Annotated in this window: 20 protein-coding genes; 10 read left to right on the top strand and 10 right to left on the bottom strand. The window is 40.1% G+C overall.

Annotated elements, in window-relative coordinates; translation table 11 throughout:
* The first annotated feature begins 1 nt into the window (after position 1).
* Entirely contained in the window at positions 2–529 is a 528-nt protein-coding gene (locus MHB65_RS10720) for an N-acetyltransferase (protein ID WP_342443441.1), read from the top strand.
* 56 nt (positions 530–585) lie between these two features.
* Here MHB65_RS10720 and MHB65_RS10715 read toward each other — a convergent pair whose 3' ends face one another.
* Positions 586–1,386, bottom strand: coding sequence for an SDR family NAD(P)-dependent oxidoreductase (locus tag MHB65_RS10715; protein ID WP_342443440.1), 801 nt, complete (start codon positions 1,384–1,386; stop codon positions 586–588).
* Between the two features lie 173 nt (positions 1,387–1,559).
* On the opposite strand from MHB65_RS10715, the gene MHB65_RS10710 reads away from it, so the two are divergent.
* Positions 1,560–2,108 carry a carbon monoxide dehydrogenase gene (locus MHB65_RS10710; RefSeq protein ID WP_342443439.1) on the top strand — a complete coding sequence of 183 codons (549 nt, stop codon included), beginning with the start codon at positions 1,560–1,562 and terminating at the stop codon, positions 2,106–2,108.
* 130 nt (positions 2,109–2,238) lie between these two features.
* Entirely contained in the window at positions 2,239–2,430 is a 192-nt protein-coding gene (locus tag MHB65_RS10705; protein ID WP_342443438.1) for a hypothetical protein, read from the top strand.
* A 48-nt stretch (positions 2,431–2,478) separates the two neighbouring features.
* Here MHB65_RS10705 and MHB65_RS10700 read toward each other — a convergent pair whose 3' ends face one another.
* From MHB65_RS10700 to MHB65_RS10690, 3 genes are all read right to left on the bottom strand, one after another.
* Positions 2,479–2,691: a hypothetical protein gene (locus tag MHB65_RS10700; RefSeq protein WP_342443437.1), complete on the bottom strand. Its 213-nt coding sequence runs from the start codon at positions 2,689–2,691 to the stop codon at positions 2,479–2,481.
* Between the two features lie 34 nt (positions 2,692–2,725).
* Complete coding sequence (locus MHB65_RS10695) at positions 2,726–3,277, bottom strand: DUF1697 domain-containing protein (RefSeq protein WP_342443436.1); 552 nt, start codon at positions 3,275–3,277, stop codon at positions 2,726–2,728.
* 94 nt (positions 3,278–3,371) lie between these two features.
* The gene (locus MHB65_RS10690) at positions 3,372–4,409 is read right to left on the bottom strand and encodes an aminotransferase class V-fold PLP-dependent enzyme (RefSeq protein WP_342443435.1); all 1,038 of its coding nucleotides are present in this window, start codon (positions 4,407–4,409) and stop codon (positions 3,372–3,374) included.
* Between the two features lie 382 nt (positions 4,410–4,791).
* On the opposite strand from MHB65_RS10690, the gene MHB65_RS10685 reads away from it, so the two are divergent.
* A complete protein-coding gene (locus MHB65_RS10685) occupies positions 4,792–5,319 on the top strand; it encodes a hypothetical protein (RefSeq protein WP_342443434.1) in 528 nt (175 codons plus the stop codon).
* A gap of 420 nt (positions 5,320–5,739) precedes the next feature.
* Here MHB65_RS10685 and MHB65_RS10680 read toward each other — a convergent pair whose 3' ends face one another.
* The 3 genes from MHB65_RS10680 to MHB65_RS10670 form a co-directional block, all read right to left on the bottom strand.
* On the bottom strand, positions 5,740–5,922 hold the full coding sequence (locus MHB65_RS10680; protein WP_243456430.1) for a hypothetical protein: 183 nt from the start codon (positions 5,920–5,922) through the stop codon (positions 5,740–5,742).
* A gap of 71 nt (positions 5,923–5,993) precedes the next feature.
* The gene (locus tag MHB65_RS10675) at positions 5,994–6,548 is read right to left on the bottom strand and encodes an integrase (protein WP_342443433.1); all 555 of its coding nucleotides are present in this window, start codon (positions 6,546–6,548) and stop codon (positions 5,994–5,996) included.
* Positions 6,549–6,711: 163 nt separating this feature from the next.
* Positions 6,712–7,041, bottom strand: a complete 330-nt coding sequence (locus MHB65_RS10670) for a general stress protein (protein ID WP_342443432.1) — start codon at positions 7,039–7,041, stop codon at positions 6,712–6,714.
* A 197-nt stretch (positions 7,042–7,238) separates the two neighbouring features.
* On the opposite strand from MHB65_RS10670, the gene MHB65_RS10665 reads away from it, so the two are divergent.
* Positions 7,239–7,598: a hypothetical protein gene (locus tag MHB65_RS10665; RefSeq protein WP_342443431.1), complete on the top strand. Its 360-nt coding sequence runs from the start codon at positions 7,239–7,241 to the stop codon at positions 7,596–7,598.
* 20 nt (positions 7,599–7,618) lie between these two features.
* Positions 7,619–7,855: a hypothetical protein gene (locus MHB65_RS10660; RefSeq protein ID WP_342443430.1), complete on the top strand. Its 237-nt coding sequence runs from the start codon at positions 7,619–7,621 to the stop codon at positions 7,853–7,855.
* 85 nt (positions 7,856–7,940) lie between these two features.
* Here the strand turns inward: MHB65_RS10660 and MHB65_RS10655 are convergent, their stop codons facing one another.
* Positions 7,941–11,021 carry an MMPL family transporter gene (locus MHB65_RS10655; RefSeq protein ID WP_342443429.1) on the bottom strand — a complete coding sequence of 1,027 codons (3,081 nt, stop codon included), beginning with the start codon at positions 11,019–11,021 and terminating at the stop codon, positions 7,941–7,943.
* A 127-nt stretch (positions 11,022–11,148) separates the two neighbouring features.
* On the opposite strand from MHB65_RS10655, the gene MHB65_RS10650 reads away from it, so the two are divergent.
* From MHB65_RS10650 to MHB65_RS10635, 4 genes are all read left to right on the top strand, one after another.
* Positions 11,149–11,742 carry a TetR/AcrR family transcriptional regulator C-terminal domain-containing protein gene (locus MHB65_RS10650; RefSeq protein ID WP_342443428.1) on the top strand — a complete coding sequence of 198 codons (594 nt, stop codon included), beginning with the start codon at positions 11,149–11,151 and terminating at the stop codon, positions 11,740–11,742.
* 18 nt (positions 11,743–11,760) lie between these two features.
* Positions 11,761–12,468 (top strand): DNA alkylation repair protein, encoded by a 708-nt coding sequence (locus MHB65_RS10645; protein WP_342443427.1) that lies wholly within the window; start codon positions 11,761–11,763, stop codon positions 12,466–12,468.
* Between the two features lie 141 nt (positions 12,469–12,609).
* Positions 12,610–13,101 carry a DUF2975 domain-containing protein gene (locus MHB65_RS10640; RefSeq protein ID WP_342443426.1) on the top strand — a complete coding sequence of 164 codons (492 nt, stop codon included), beginning with the start codon at positions 12,610–12,612 and terminating at the stop codon, positions 13,099–13,101.
* A 649-nt stretch (positions 13,102–13,750) separates the two neighbouring features.
* Positions 13,751–14,359, top strand: a complete 609-nt coding sequence (locus tag MHB65_RS10635) for a copper amine oxidase N-terminal domain-containing protein (RefSeq protein ID WP_342443425.1) — start codon at positions 13,751–13,753, stop codon at positions 14,357–14,359.
* Between the two features lie 50 nt (positions 14,360–14,409).
* Here MHB65_RS10635 and MHB65_RS10630 read toward each other — a convergent pair whose 3' ends face one another.
* Both MHB65_RS10630 and MHB65_RS10625 read right to left on the bottom strand, forming a co-directional pair.
* Complete coding sequence (locus tag MHB65_RS10630; RefSeq protein ID WP_205443114.1) at positions 14,410–14,688, bottom strand: hypothetical protein; 279 nt, start codon at positions 14,686–14,688, stop codon at positions 14,410–14,412.
* A gap of 106 nt (positions 14,689–14,794) precedes the next feature.
* Positions 14,795–15,571, bottom strand: coding sequence for an N-acetylmuramoyl-L-alanine amidase (locus MHB65_RS10625; RefSeq protein WP_342443424.1), 777 nt, complete (start codon positions 15,569–15,571; stop codon positions 14,795–14,797).
* Positions 15,572–15,891: the final 320 nt, after the last annotated feature.

Here is a 15,891-nt window from a genome sequence, read left to right as displayed (position 1 = left end):
AATGGACATGATTATTAGACAAGAACTCACAGCAGATTATCAAACAACGGAGGCCATCGTGAAAAGTGCTTTTTTGAATGAAGCATACAGTGATCATCAGGAGCATTTGCTGGTACAGCGCATTCGCCAAACAGATGCCTTTATCCCTGAGCTATCACTCGTTGCTATTCAACAAGACGAACTGGTTGGTCATATTCTTTTATCAAAAATTCACATACTGGATGGTGACAAAGCTGTGGAATCATTAGCTCTTGCCCCTGTCTCAGTTGCACCTTCTCATCAGAAAATGGGCATCGGCAGTCAATTAATTCGTGCGGCTCTCAAAAAAGCACAGGAGCTAGGGTACCATTCTGTCATTCTGTTAGGTCACAAAGATTACTACCCAAAGTTTGGCTTTCAACCAGCAAGCAACTGGCATATTCGAGCACCGTTTGAAGTACCAGACGAAGCATTTATGGCTCTTGAATTAACAGAAAATGCACTTGCCGATGTGCGGGGTATTGTGCGTTATTCAGAAGCTTTTGCATAATAAAAAGAGAGGTTGTCCTAAAAATAGGCAACCTCTTTTATTAATGATTTTTTACGCTATAAAGATGCTAGCCAGTTATTAGTATCAGCGATGGTTGGGTTAGCGAGATAATGGCCGCCTTCAATTTGCAATGTTTGGCCCGTCATAAATTTTGATTCATCAGAGGCTAAAAATACCACTGCATGGCCAATATCATCTGCTTCCCCATGATAAGGTAGCGCATTAAATTTTCCATAGATTGCTAGCATTTCCTCTGGCATATTGTTTTTTGCAGCTGGTGTTAAAATAAGCCCTGGTGCAACCGCATTACAACGAATATGATCCTTCCCAAATTGTGTGGCAATGTTTCTCGTCATATTCACCACTCCTGCTTTTGTCGCCCCATAGGCTGTACGGATTTGGTCACTGGCGAATGCCGCCATAGAAGCCGTATTAATAATTGAGCCCCCGCCCGCTTTTTGCATATGTGGAATCGCAAAACGACTGCCAAGTAAGATGGATTTTAAGTTCACATTGACTAAACGATCCCACTCATCTAAATCAATATTCAATACATCTAAATCCTTCTTCAGGTTAGTTAGACCAACATTATTAAAGAGCACATTTAATGAGCCGTATCGTTCTACCGTGAAGTTCACGGCCGCTTCAATGGAGGAAGCATCCCCTGCATCAAGGAAAACCGCTGCCGCCTCATACCCTTCTTTGACTAAAGTAGCTGCCGCCTCTTTTGCCCCCTCTACATTGAAATCAGCAATGACTACTTTTGCGCCCTCTTTTGCTAATAAGCTAGCTGCGGATAAACCAATACCAGAAGCCCCACCTGTCACTAATGCCACTTTATTTTTTACTCGATCCATTTTTAATTCCTCCTTCAATCACACGAAAAAGAGCGAATTAGCTCTCTTACCGTTAAATAGTTTAGCATTAAACTATTTATTTTTAAACTAATAGCCTTGAATGTGAAGTGTATATTTTCAATCTGAATCGAGATACTTAAAAATAAAGTACTTTCAATAAGGACGTGCAAGCAATGCTGAAGAAAATTACTTTTTCACTATTTATTTTTTTAATTTACCAAACCATTGATCATGTTAGTGCGCATCCTCAGCCGCCCACTTTTGAGGAAAAATTTGATGAAGCGGGCTATCAATCAGTAGAAGCAGCTGTGAAGGAATTCGAACAGTATTATACTAAGGTCAAACTGCCAACTGTTTTACCCCCATTTTCCATCACGCATAAATTTGGCCGATTTTACAAAGATCATGAAGATGGCATAAATGATGCACTAAATCTTCTCTATGTTCATAACGAAATGAAACAGCATATTTTTAAAATCGATATTCGACCTATTCAACAAAAATTGAGCTTTTCAGGAAAAGCCTATACACTGCAGGATGGTAGTCAGGGGATTTATTTTGAGCACCGACTTTTTAATTTCTTTGTCTTTGAAGAAAACCATTTACAATATCTTCTCAGCATTTATAAAGATGTCACGAATCATGAAACCCCCAATCTTTTCGTTCAAATAGCCAATTCAGTCAAGTCAAATGAAGTATATTTTCCTTCATCTATACAATGAATAAGTTGTTATGCTATAATACTTTAGAAAACCTCAAAGGGTATCAACCAATTCTGAGCTACAGTGATGCATATCGCTGTAGCTTTTTCTATGTTATAATTTCCTTAAACTTACATTATGAGGTGAGAACATGGAAACGAATACATATAGTTGTAAGGCCTGTGGTGGTCAATCTTTTTCTGAAGGGAAATTAGATGGCTATGCGGCCTTAAGACCCGTGAATAGCATCTTTTCTTCTGGCTCTCCTCTTATTTTTACTGTCTGTACGCACTGTGGAGAAATTGCCTCTATTAAAGCCACAAAACCTGAAAAGTTCAAGTAAAAAACAAGAGAGCATCATTTCAAGAAAAATGAAATTTGCTCTCTTGTTTTATATTTCTTTATTATTCTTCTTCCCCCATTGATACGGCTTTTTGGACCAATTCCACATCCAAATAAAGAAATAGATGATGACCATCGTTATCACCATCATCGTCACATTTTCTCCCCATGTAATCGGCTCTTGCTTCCTCCATTGGTTCACCGTTCTTACAAGGAAGTACATAACAGGATAAATAAAATAACCTACTTGATCCCGTCGCATCCAAGCACGCCTCCTTTTGGAAAAGGTGATTTCCCTACTGATCAATCATCGTCGCAAGCTTCATCATCGTTTTCCAATTGCGAACTGTAGCGGGCACCTCCAGCTTATGCAGGTGTTGACTAAGCTTGGCATTGCGAATGCTATCGTAAAATAACAGATAGACATCCCTGCCCTTGATAATGCAGCGCTCTTTTTCACTTACATATTGTAATAACTTAGCACTGTTTATTTCGGTTGGAGCTACTGGTAGTAATGCTACATGGAGACTTTCCCCTGTAGCTGTAGCACTTGCGTCTGTTAAGTCTTGCTCTGGGAAAGGACAATTGTTCACAATCGAGTGGAACTCATCAGCTGTGCGGATGATCACTGTACTTGTGATAGTAAATGTAGTTAGGATGGTTTCTTGAATTTGCTGTTGCAAGCGTTCTTCAGATTCACTTGATTCGAACAGGATATTGCCACTTTGAATATATGTCCGAATATTTTGGAGTCCTAGTGGTTGCAGGGCATCTCTTAATTCAGCCATTTTTAATTTATTGTGCCCACCTACATTAATGCCTCTTAAAAGTGCTACGTATTTTGTCATTCGCTTCCACCTTTCCTTTTATCTATAGTATAGCAATAATTAGGGAATAATAGGAAAAAACTGCACCCTTTTATTCAAGGTGCAGCTTGATTGGCTATGCTAATCGGTGAATGTCGTCTATTAAACGCTCCACATTTTCTTTTGTCGTAGCCCAGCTTGTGCAAAAGCGCACAACCGTATGGGTATCATCGTATGTTTCCCAAATAGAGAAGGAATATTTTTCTTCTAACTTAGGAAGTAGATGGTTTGGTAAAATCGGAAATTGCTGATTCGTTTTCGAGTCATAGCGCATTGCGAAGCCTTTGTCGAGAAACGCCTGTCGAATCAGCATCGCCATGTCTACAGCATGATGCGAAATATCCATATAAAGCGTATCTTCAAATAAGGTTTCGAACTGAATGCCCAATAATCGACCTTTGGCAAGCAGCCCTCCTCTTTGCTTGATCATGTAGCGGAAATCCTTTTGGTACGCAGGATTCACGATCACGACTGCTTCCCCAAACAATGCCCCCATTTTAGTGCCGCCAATATAAAAAACATCCACAAGCTTAGCGATTTCTGCTAAAGATAAATCGCTGTCTTGTGCCACGAGACCATAGCCTAAACGAGCACCATCTAAAAACAGCGGTAAATCACAGGCTAGGCAAACTTCACTTAAAGCCGTTAATTCCGCCTTACTATAAGTTGTGCCATTTTCTGTAGGATGAGATATGTACACTAAGCCTGGCTGCACCATATGCTCATGCGTACTGTCCTGCCAGTGCGCATCATAGCAAGCTTTCACCTGTGCCGCAGTTAGTTTGCCATCATCGCTAGGCAATGTCAGCACCTTATGACCCGTTGCCTCAATGGCACCCGTTTCATGCACCGCAATATGCCCCGTACTGGCAGCAATAACGCCCTGATGCGGCCTTAAAATCGACGCAATAACGATTGTATTCGTTTGCGTACCACCAACTAAAAAGTGAATGTCTGCCTGCTCCGCTGCAATGGCTTTTTTAATAGAGGCTCTTGCTTTTTCACAATGCTCGTCCATACCATAGCCTGGTGTTTGTTCTTCATTTGTGGCCACTAATCGTTGCAAAATCTGTGGATGGGCACCCTCTGCATAATCATTTTCGAATCGTATCATCTCTACTACTACCTCCAAATTCTCTCTATCTATTACTCTATCTTACGCCTGTTGCCTTATTTTCGCTATTTGTTTAGCTGAAAAAATACTGAATAGTAAATAGCTTCTTATTTATTGGGCTAGAGATTGTCCTCCAAAAGTACAATGACGCACCCAAACTTAGTCGAGGATGCTGAATCTATTCCGTTCTTTTCAACAGTTGTAGATATTTGTGAGGCGATGAAAAATATCCATTCAAATATGTACGATAGAAGAGATCAGAGACAAGCAGATCTCTCCCTCTTTAATCACGCTATAAAAAATTTCCTCTTAAGTTCGATTACTTTGACCTCTCTTTAATTAGGATCACCTATAATCCACTTTGGAGCGGGTTCTTCCTTAGTTGGATCACTTTGGACTTGCTTTGGAGCGGGTTCTCCCTAAGTTGGATCACTTTAGACTCACTTATGAGCGGGTTCTTCTTATTTTGGATCACCTTGGCCTCACTTTAGAGCGGCTCCTTCTTATTTTGGATCACCTTGGCCTCACTTTAGAGCGGCTCCTTCTTATTTTGGATCACCTTGGACTCTCTTTGGAGCGGCTTCTTCTTATTTTGGATCACCTTGGACTCTCTTTGGAGCGGCTTCTCCTTATTTGGGATCACTTTAGCCACACTTTGGAGCGGGTTCTCCTTATTTTAGATCACCTTGGACTCTCTTTAGAGCGGCTCCTTCTTATTTTGGATCACCTTGGCCTCACTTTAGAGCGGCTTCTTCTCATTTTGGATCACCTTGGACTTGCTTTGGAGCAGGTTCTCCTTATTTTGGATCACTTTGGACTCTTTTTGGAGCGGGTTCTTCTTATTTTAGATCACCTTGACCTCACTTTAGAGCGGCTTCCCCTTATTTTGGATCACTTCTACTACATTTAGGAGCGGCTTCCCCTTATTTTGGAGCACTCCAACCACTTTTCCAGAATGGTCACCTTCATTCCCCGCCGGAGCCACAGGATGAGTCACTCGTTGTAGCACTAGAATCGGTACATTGGTGGCTGTCTTGGGAGGAAAGATGTGCATCGTTTGTTGAAAAATCGTTTGTGGAATGGATGTGGTGGTTGTGCTCGTTTGATTTGCTGTGATTTTTATTTGCATTACTGACGATGCCTATGACAACGACCACGCCAACAAACACGATAAATATAATCATTTATTCCAACTCCTTTCATTCATTCTATAAATTGTAACATTAAATCAACGCTCGGTAGTATAGTTCTATGTAAAAGTGGCGATGGCTTTGTCTTCTCTATGATTGATAAAAGAACACCACAATCCAAAATGATTGTGGTGTTCATGTTATGATTGCGATTTGCGTGTGGCGGATTTTTTTGAACGATTCCCTTCGTTCGAATTTTTCTTTTGCTCTTGTGTTAAAGCATTTTCTTCGCGCACATCTAAATCATCTGGACTTAAATCTGTCGCTAATTCCGCCAACTCTGACTGACGTTTATATTGTTTGCCCTTTGTCAAAATGATCACCTCCAAGTAGTATTACATTGCCCTATTTGGTTTGATCTATTCCCAGGACGGTATGAAATGATTATTTCTAGCTAAACTAATGGCACCATCTGTTGGTTCAAAAGATGGTGATACGCTTGTAAATCTTGGTCGTATAATTTCTGATAGGTCGCTAGGCTATGCTGTTTGATATAGTGAAAGTCCTTTTCAGGAACGAGATGATGTGTATGATTCAGCATCCATGCATTCGTCCAGGCCGTTTGCTCAAATTGACGATTCATTTCATGTTCTTCAATCAGCATGGCTAATAGATGTTCCTGACGATATATTTCCTTTAAGGCATGTTGCTTTTTCATCGTAAAGATTTCCATTGTACGTGGAAGTGATGCCTGTAATGCTTCTCGATCCACAGCATGACCTAGCTCATGTAGGGTCATTGTTTTGACATACACTTCAAGTGAAGTTGGGAGCATTAGCTCATTTCTTGCCTCTACTAGTCGTTTCGCATCAAAACCTACATAATCCCCAATAAAGTTATAGCTCATATTCATACCTGAATCATCTTGTTTTATTTTGACCGTCATGTTCACAGCCTGCACGACGGATTGAATTACCTGCAATCGTTCGTTTTCTTTATGTTGTGTCATTTCCTCTGAAAACAAGTAGAAGCGGATTAAATATATACTACCATTAGGAGAACTTCAAAAAATTTATCCTGTGGATTGAGGGGAACTTAACAACAAAAAAGGCGCCTGTAGTGAAAACTGCAAACGCCTTGTGTGTGAAGGGTTTCAACCTATTTGAATGTGATTAGTTATTATTGTTATGTCGACGATTTTGGTTGCCATTGGAGTCCTGACTACGCTGTTTGCTGCGTGCCTCTCCACCTTTACGGCCTATCTCGCCATAAAATTCTTCGCCGTGGTTATCAGCCGTAGCTTCTCCACCTTTGCGACCAATTTCTTCGTAAAATTCATGTCCATGATTTTTAGCCGTAGCCTCGCCGCCTTTACGTCCAATTTCTTCATAAAAATCACGGTCATGATTTCTGGAGGTAGCTTCTCCGCCTTTACGTCCCGCTTCTTCGACAGTCATGTTTCCATTGTTGTTTCTGTTGCGATTGTTTTGCTTGTTAGCCATTTTTATTCTTCCTAAATATTTTTTGAGCTATTTATATTCCCAGTCAAAACATATCGAAACATATTTTTTTAAAAAACTAATTTTCTTATTGTGATAGAACACTGTTAGGCGTTGATTGCTTACTAGCCCTTCAATCATATACATGTACCCTTTCCAATATAATACTAATCTATAAATGAAAGAAGGGTGATGGAAAAATGACGACTCTCACAAAGCCATCCATTGGTTTAACACAATTTACAGACTTCACAATGAAGGGAAGTGCAGCTAAGACAAAGTTTGTGAAGGATATAAAATATCAGGGAGAGTACCATCCAATAAAAGATTATTGGAAAGCACTGCGTGATGGATTAAAAAAATACCATGAACAACGCTTTAACGATGCCTATTTACTCGACATTGTGGATAATACCCTTCCTGCACGCCAGAAAAATTACCAGGAAGCCGTTAAAGCCTATATAAAATTCTTAAAAAATAAACATGTTCAGTGGTTTGAACCAGGGAAGGCGAATTGGTATTGTGACGATTTAATCGTTCCAATCCTGAGCTTGGTTTAATCATTGACGATGTGCCCTATTTGATTAAGCTGTATTTTAAAGGAAAAAATGAGCGTATTGATAAACATAAATGTCGATCTGCCCTCACGCTTCTAAAAGACTCCCACTATGCGATTGAACATCCTGATTCGGTTAAACATGCCATTTTAAATGTGCAAAAAGGTCGCTTGATTACAGATGATGATTCAACTGATTATCATCAAATTGCCCTCGAATCAGATGCAGCTCAATTTATGTTTATTTGGAATAGACTCTAGCTAAAATGTGGATTTGGAAAATACCAAATCCACATTTTCATTTCATATGATCGTAATTTTTCTATTCTTAAAAAATATATGAACGTTACTGATTGTTTTCTTTTCTGTTTGCTAGGAGTAGCTTTATTTTGTCAGCAAGCCCAAACCAAGCTGGAATAAAGATTGGCATCATCATAAACGTCAAGATCACTAATCCAATAATCACTGCCATCGCTACCTGAATCAGCGTAATAACGCCAGATGGCATTAATGCAGCAAATGTGCCACCTAAAATAACAGCCGCAGCTAAAATAACACTTCCCATCTGTAGGCTTGTCGGAATAATTTCCTTCAGCCCTGCTTGTGCTGTTTCCTTATAGCGCATCATCAAGAAAATGGAGTAATCCACACCAAGTGAGACAATCATAATGTACGTAAAGAATGGTACATTCCAGCTAAGCATGTCATAACCTAGCAGCTGCTTCGCTATCATTTCAGTTAAACCAAGGCTTGCAAATGTAGCGATTAATAAGCTGGCATTAATAATAAGCGTTTGTAAAAATGAGCGTGTGATCAACCATAAAATCACGCTAATGCCAGCAAGCATCAGTACTGCACTTCGTATAAAGTCAGCTGAAGAAATTTCTTGTAAATCAATATTACTCATTGTTTTACCTGTTAAATAGACGTCTGCATGCTGCAATACCGAACTTTCCACATAGCTGTCTACTCGATGCTTGATGTCACGCATCATCGTCATGGCTTCTTCCTTATAGGGATTGACCTCCAAAATAATCATGAAGGTTGCGGCATGACGATCATCTGTCATATAGGCATTTAAGCTTTCCTGGAATTCACCCTGTAACACCTCTGTTGGCACAAAAAATGTTCCCGTTTCTTTGTTTGACAATTCATGTAAATAGCCATTTGCATCATCTAATCCTGCGTAAATGTCTTCTAGCCCTTCTGCTCCTTCGCCTAATCCATTGCGCAGTTCCACCATGCTATCCTGTAGGCTGATTAAATGTTGTTGTAATTGCTGTTGCCCTGCTTTTACCTCAGCTAATCCATTGGTTAAATTGTGAGAACCAGCCGTTATTTGATTGGCTCCTTGTGCGGCTGTCCCTATTCCTTGGGATAAATCATTGACACCACTTTTTAGGGCACGAGCGCCTGCTTTTAATGTCTCAATTGCTGATTGGGCATTAGCTAAGGAACTATTGGCTTGCCCGAAAGCCTGTGTTAATTGATTATATTGGGCTGACAACGATGCAATATCTAATGCATTTAGCGAACTTAATCCCTGCTGGGCAGTCCTTATAGTTGTTTGGATATGGTCATCATCTGCTGCTTCCGGGTTTGCTTGAACATACGCATTCATGGCCGCTAAAATACCTTCAAATGCTTGTTTAGAGGACGTGATTAACTGCTCGATTTGAGAAAAAACTGGACGATATTGTTGAAAGCCTGTATCAATTTGTTGATAGGAGCTTTGTAATTGATTGAGTCCTTGTTGAAGCTCCCCAAGTCCCGCTTCTAAGGCTGCTGCTCCGTCTATTAAATCGGTAGAACCATTTGTTGCATTGTCTAAACCATTCGTTAATCCCTGTAAAGCATTCGTTAAATCACTAGCCCCATTCTGTAATTGTATGGTGCCATTAATTAAATTTTGGACACCACTGACATCTTGTTCTTCCGATAATTGATTGGTGGCATCCTGTAGTCCTTTTTGAATAGAACCGACACCCTCTTGTGCTTCTCCTAAACCCCCCTTTAGTGTATTTGCTTGTTCATTCACATAAAGATCAGCGATACGCTCCCCTTCAGGACGTGTCGGAGAATAGACTTTTGCTACACCAGGTGTATTGGCAATAATGCCTGTTAATTCATCTAATGCACGTAAATAATCAGTGCTTGCGAGCGATTCCTTTTGTTGGATAACAAGTGTTGCAGGCGCACTCATACCAGGCTCATAATGTTTTTCAATCAAGCTAATTGCCTGCTTCGATTCATATTTGTCGTCAATTTCTACTAAATCGTTGTAATTGAGTTCCCCTGCATAATGATAAATAAATGGCAAGGTGAGGATACAGGCAAAGATAATGCCCACGAATGGTCTTGCAAAGGCATTTTTCGCTAAAAAACCCCACAGCTTATTTTCAGTATGCCCTGCTATCGCCTTACTTGGCCAAAACAGCTTAAAGCCAAGCAACCCCATAAAGAATGGATTTAATGTCATCAAAACGGCCAATAAAACACAAATGCCAATCGCGATTCCACTGACACTTTGATACAAGGAGAATTTTGAAAAATACAGCACCGTAAAGCCTATTAACACAGATGAGCTGCTTAGTAATACGGTTTTCCCAGCTGTTTTATAGGTGTTTTGTATCGCCTTTAAGACATGATTCGTGTTAGCTAATTCCTCTTTAAAGCGAGTAAACAAAAGAATATTGTAGTCAGTACCAATCCCAAATAATATGACGACTAAAAATACTTGCGTAAAGTTTGAAAACGGAAAATTCCAATAATTAGCAAGTAAGGCGATGATGGATAACGATACAGTATAGGCTACCCCTACTGTTAAAAGTGAGATAAATGGAATAATCGGTGAACGGAAAATGATCACCAATATCGCAATGATAAAGACAACGGCAATGATTTCGGTCTTTTTCACACCTTCTTGTGTTGTGGAAGAGAAATCATCCATCACAATATCGGCTCCTGTTACATATGTATCCATTGATAAATCTTTTACTTCCGCCCTTAATAACGCTGCCGCTTCACTGGCTGTACCGATCTTTCTATCGATTGACAATTGTGCCATGACGGTTGTATGGTCTTTACTAACTAATTGATTTGCCGCCTGCTCACTGTCTGTATGGAAGAGCGCATTTGTGATGTGAAGCTTTTTTGTGTTTAAATGATGAAGTACCCCTTCGATTGCCGAATAATCAGCAGCTGTTAAACCCTTATCTTGATGAAATACATAGACAAACGAATAGGTATCCTTTCCTTCGTTTTGAATATCATTTAACAGCTCTGTGCCAATGACGCTCTCTAAATCACTAGGCAACGTGATTTGTCCTTTATCTAGTACAAGTTTTTCAAGATTAGGCATTACCATCAGCATCACGATAACTGTTATCACCCAAAAAACAGGACTCAATATCCATGACTTTTTCATGCTTTTCTTCCTTTCCAATTAGAACTGACTATACTGTATATCAAGAAAGGAAGAGCAAGATATAGACAGATGATGTGATCTGTAAAAATTCAGACAAAAATGCAAAATTGTAAAAAAGGTGATCCATATGAAAAAAAGTGAAAAAACAAAAAGGCAATTAGCCAGTGTCTTAAAAGAATTAATGGTCCTTAAGCCATTAGAAAAGATATCGATACAGGAAGTCATGGAGAAAGCACAATTGAATCGACAGACGTTTTACTATCACTTTGAGGATATTTATGATTTATTGAAGTGGACATTAGAGCGAGAGGCAATTGAGTTGCTGGATAATTATAAGGATGAAAGCCTTTGGCAAGAAGGCTATCGAGATATAGTATTATACTTAGAGAAAAATCGAGCGTTTGCGCTTAATGCTATTAATTCCATGGGTCATGAGCATTTTAATCGCTTTTTCCATCAAGAAATATATAGCATTATTGAAGACTTCGTGAAGCAAATTGCGGAAATGTGCCAAGAGATGGAGAAAAAATATATGAGTTTTGTGACCCATTTTTTCACCGTCTCCATTACGGCTGTAACCATTAGCTGGCTACAGGGCGAGCTTGATTTTTCCGTTGAAGAGCTTATTCAAATGGTGGATCGGTTTTTAAGTGACCACTTAGAAGGAACGAAAACGCTATATGGCGTAAATAATACTAACTGTCTCAAGGCAATCGATTAAAGAAAAGGAAGTGCTACTATGAATGCTGAAATGGTGCTGCAGGAGCTAGAGGCTCTGGGCAAGGAACGAACGAAAAAAATGTATATGTCAAATGGCGCTCATGAGCCGTTGTTCGGTGTGGCAACAGGTGCGATGAAGCCCATTGCGAAGAAAATTAAAATCGATCAGGCTCTAGCAGAAGCGCTTTATGCCACTGGCAACTATGATGCCATGTACTTTGCTGGTGTCATTGCAGATCCAAAAGCCATGACTGCGGAAGATTTTAATCGTTGGATCGAGGCAGCTTATTTTTACATGCTGTCGGATTATGTCGTAGCGGTCACTTTAGCGGAAGCACCAATTGCACAGGAGGTGGCAGATGCATGGATTGCCAGTGGTGAGGAACTGAAAATGTCTGCGGGCTGGAGCTGCTATTGCTGGCTATTAGGGAATCGCAAGGATAACGAATTTTCCGAGAGCAAGCTGGCTAACATGCTGGAGGTCGTAAAAAATACCATCCACGACGTACCCGAACGTACAAAATCGGCCATGAATAATTTTCTATACACAGTGGCTATTTCCTATGTGCCGCTCCACGAACAAGCTGTAGCAACAGCACAGGCAATTGGTCCAGTGGAAATGAAACGAGACAACAAAAAAAGCACGCTGCTTCATGCTTATGAAACAATTCAAAAGGAAGTAGAACGAGGTAGAGTGGGCTTTAAACGTAAATATGTCAGATGTTAATCATCACACTTAAATGGCATCGATCCTACAAGGATGGATGTCTTTTTTAGATAAAAAATAAATGATTTATAATATATTTTTATTGATAAACGATAAATTTTGTTTTAAAATCAATGTACCATAACCAGTGAGGTGCTTTGAATGAAACATAAAAAAGGGTCAACTCTTTTCCTAAAGAGTGTGATTATTCTATTTGGTATACCTGTATTAGCGTTAGGGCTGTTTTGGTTACCTGGGGTGGCCAGCAGAGATGCAGCGGCACATCCTGAATCGTCCTATTTGTCCTATCTTTTTTTAATCTATGTATATATACTATGCATTCCCTATTACGCTGCGTTGTATCAAGCTTATCGTCTCTTAACGAATATCGACCAGCATCAAGCGTTCTCCGAATCCTCTATACGCGCTTTGAGAACGATTAAAAATTGTGCTTTCACCATTGTTCTCTTCCTTGTGCTAGGCATTGCAGCGATTATGTTGATGTTTACTGGCAAGGAAGATATTACAGGAATCATTACGCTGTCACTGATCAGCATCTTTGCCTCCAGTACGATTGCAACCTTTGCAGCCGTTCTGCATCGGCTGCTACAAAAGGCCATGGATCTTCAGTGTGAAAATGAATTAACGGTATAACCAAAAGGCACTAACCAGTCTGGACTGTTAGTGCCTTCACGTTGTTGAAAAAAGATGATGTCAACGGCAGAAAAAGCAACTTTGCAAGGCGAGGGGTTGATTTCCGTTCCGCCAACATCCTTTCCAGGGGGCGTCCGATGAGCCGCTTCACTCACTTACGCTCGCTCCAGGGTCTCCTCTGTGACGCTGGCTCCACTCCAATCAACCATGCTGCAAAGTGTCTTATAGTAGCATAGCGATCAAATCGCCCATTATCTGTATTTTTAGAGGGAATCAGCTCTTATTTTCAATGTGGAGAAGTGATGCGTGACAACACCTCTTCATAAAGAGTAGTGAACACCTTCACTTTATTTGAAAACCTTTGCTAAAAAGTTATCATTTTTATGGGTTGAAGTGGAAGGCTACTTGATTCTCGCGGGATGCTCGGCGCTCGCCCACAGGAAAGCAAGTAGCCTGCAACGGAAATCCATTTCTACCTTTCAATTGACTGTTTTGTTTTTCAACACTAAGAAGGCACTAACCAGTCTGGACTGTTAGTGCCTTTCATTGTATCGAAAGTATCCGCTAAAACTAATTTCCTATAAAAACATATCAAAATTCACTTTTTAACAGTATAATAATTACATATTTTATAAATAGGAGGATTTATATGAAGAAATTGGTTTTGTTGATGGCGATGCTTACGTTATTTTTCACCACAGCCTCTATTGCAAGCGCACATCCAGGGCGTTTAGATGGCAATGGTGGGCACAACTGTTCTGACAAATCAAAGGCTAAAGGGCTTTGTTCAGGCTATCATTATCATAATGGCAATGGTGGCAATAATGCAGGGTCTTCCTCAGGCGGTCAAAGTCATGCTACGCCGACACCTAAAGCAACGGTAGCACCCGTATTAACGAAGGTTGCTGTCTATTTAAATGACGTGAAGCAAAATTATACGCCTGGCGCTTATATGAAAAATGGCACAACCTTAGTGCCGATGAAGGCGATTTTTGAATCTCTTGGGGCAACGGTTAGCTATGATAGTGCGACGAAAAAAGTGACGGCAACAAAGGGCAGTAAAAAAATTGTGATCGGTGTGGGGAATAAGACGGCTTATGTTGATGCAAATGGTGCTTCATCAACGATTACACTCAGCCATCCAGCTGAAATTTATCAAGGAACAACAATGGTGCCTTTACGCTTTGTCAGTCAAGTACTCGGCGCAAATGTAACATTTGATGAGGCAGCACTCGTTGTCTATATCTCGACAAATTAATGGACAGGCTATAAGCAGTATGCTCCTATAAGGTGCTGCTTTTTTTATTGTTACTTAAAGTTAAAATCATACTTCTTGTTGATTTTGCTAGCAATTGTTGCTAAAAATAAAGCCACTGTCATATTTTCGACTTCATTTGTATACCATGCGAGCTTAGCACCATAGTTCTTTTTATTATAATTCACTTCCAATGGCCAGAAATTCTTTGTTTTATACGTATAATCAAATTTTACATAGAGTTGCTTACCATCTGGACATTCCATCACCACCTGGTATAATGGATTTTTTCTTTCTTGTTCAAATTTTACTTTTCTTATTTTTGTTAACATCAAAACCCCTCCTCTCTTCTACTACATTCGACAAAAGTTTGAAAAAACCTTTATTCAAAGAAAAAGGATAAAGCTCATGATGATAGTTGAGCCTTATCCTGTACAATTAGTTGGCTATAAATTTGTCGTAATAGCGCTTCAGCATGGTCGCCATTTGCTCCCGCGTCAAGGCGCCTGCTGGATTCATGTTCTTACTTCCATCGCCTCGGATAATGCCTTCGTTAATAGCCCATTCCCAAGCCTCTTTATGGGCTGCGCCTACTTCTCTGCTTGTTTGTAAACTAGCTTTTTCAGCTAGTAAGCTTTTTAACGTCGCGATCTCTTGTTTCAGCTCATTGTATTGCGACACTGTTAATCCCTCCTCAAGCCCATTTTTAATATCTTGCTGGAACTGTGCTTCTGTAATCCCCATACTTTTTAAATAGTCAAAAGGATCTTTGTGCGTAGTGCCTCCTAGATTTTCCGCAATCCATCGATGTGACTTAATGCCATTACCGTTGCCATCTAAAACAGTAGGAACCCCTGCCTCTATGGCAAGCTTACGTAACAGCCAAATATAAGCGGCATAATCCTTCTTAAATTGTTCCTTGTCAGCAGTCCGTGCCAATTCCACCTGGGCATAGCTATACGGATTTCCCTTTGGACCACAGCCATATTGCACGCGATTCACAGGGGCTACTTGTACGATTCGTCCACCACCGCCTACCCAGTGAGAGACGAAGGCATTGGCTTTATTTCGATTCATATAGGCAATTTCGTTTTCCAATGCTTTTGGGCCTGTATTGTTGCCATTACCTGATTCATGGGCCACAACGTATTTTACTGCCGTTAGCGCCTGATTCGGTAACCCTGACATCAACTGTTTTTCAATAACATAACTCATGCTGCACCGTCCTTTCCTATTATTTTTTTAGCGACTGACGCTATGGGATGCTTTTCTGCTATTTGCGGTAGTTAGGGAAAATCAACCATTGGTAAGAGAGTGTTTCTTACGGCATTACTACACTAGCTGTTATCGTTTCACCTCTCTTTCCTCGAAGCTATGAAGTGTGAATGTCACAATGACATCCACTTACTATTAGTAAATGCTCACACAAAAGTGATTTCTAGTTAGTTGTGCTCTTTTACTATTTTTTCAATATGATTTAATAACCTCTTTTCTTGATTCCAAGCATTGACAAAGTATTGTTTTCTGTAGTATTT

The organism is Lysinibacillus sp. FSL K6-0075 (assembly GCF_038592945.1).
In the GTDB taxonomy this organism is placed as follows: Bacteria; Bacillota; Bacilli; order Bacillales_A; family Planococcaceae; genus Lysinibacillus; species Lysinibacillus fusiformis_F.
Note: the sequence above shows the minus strand (reverse complement) of the source record. Positions and strands in the feature narration are given on the sequence as shown.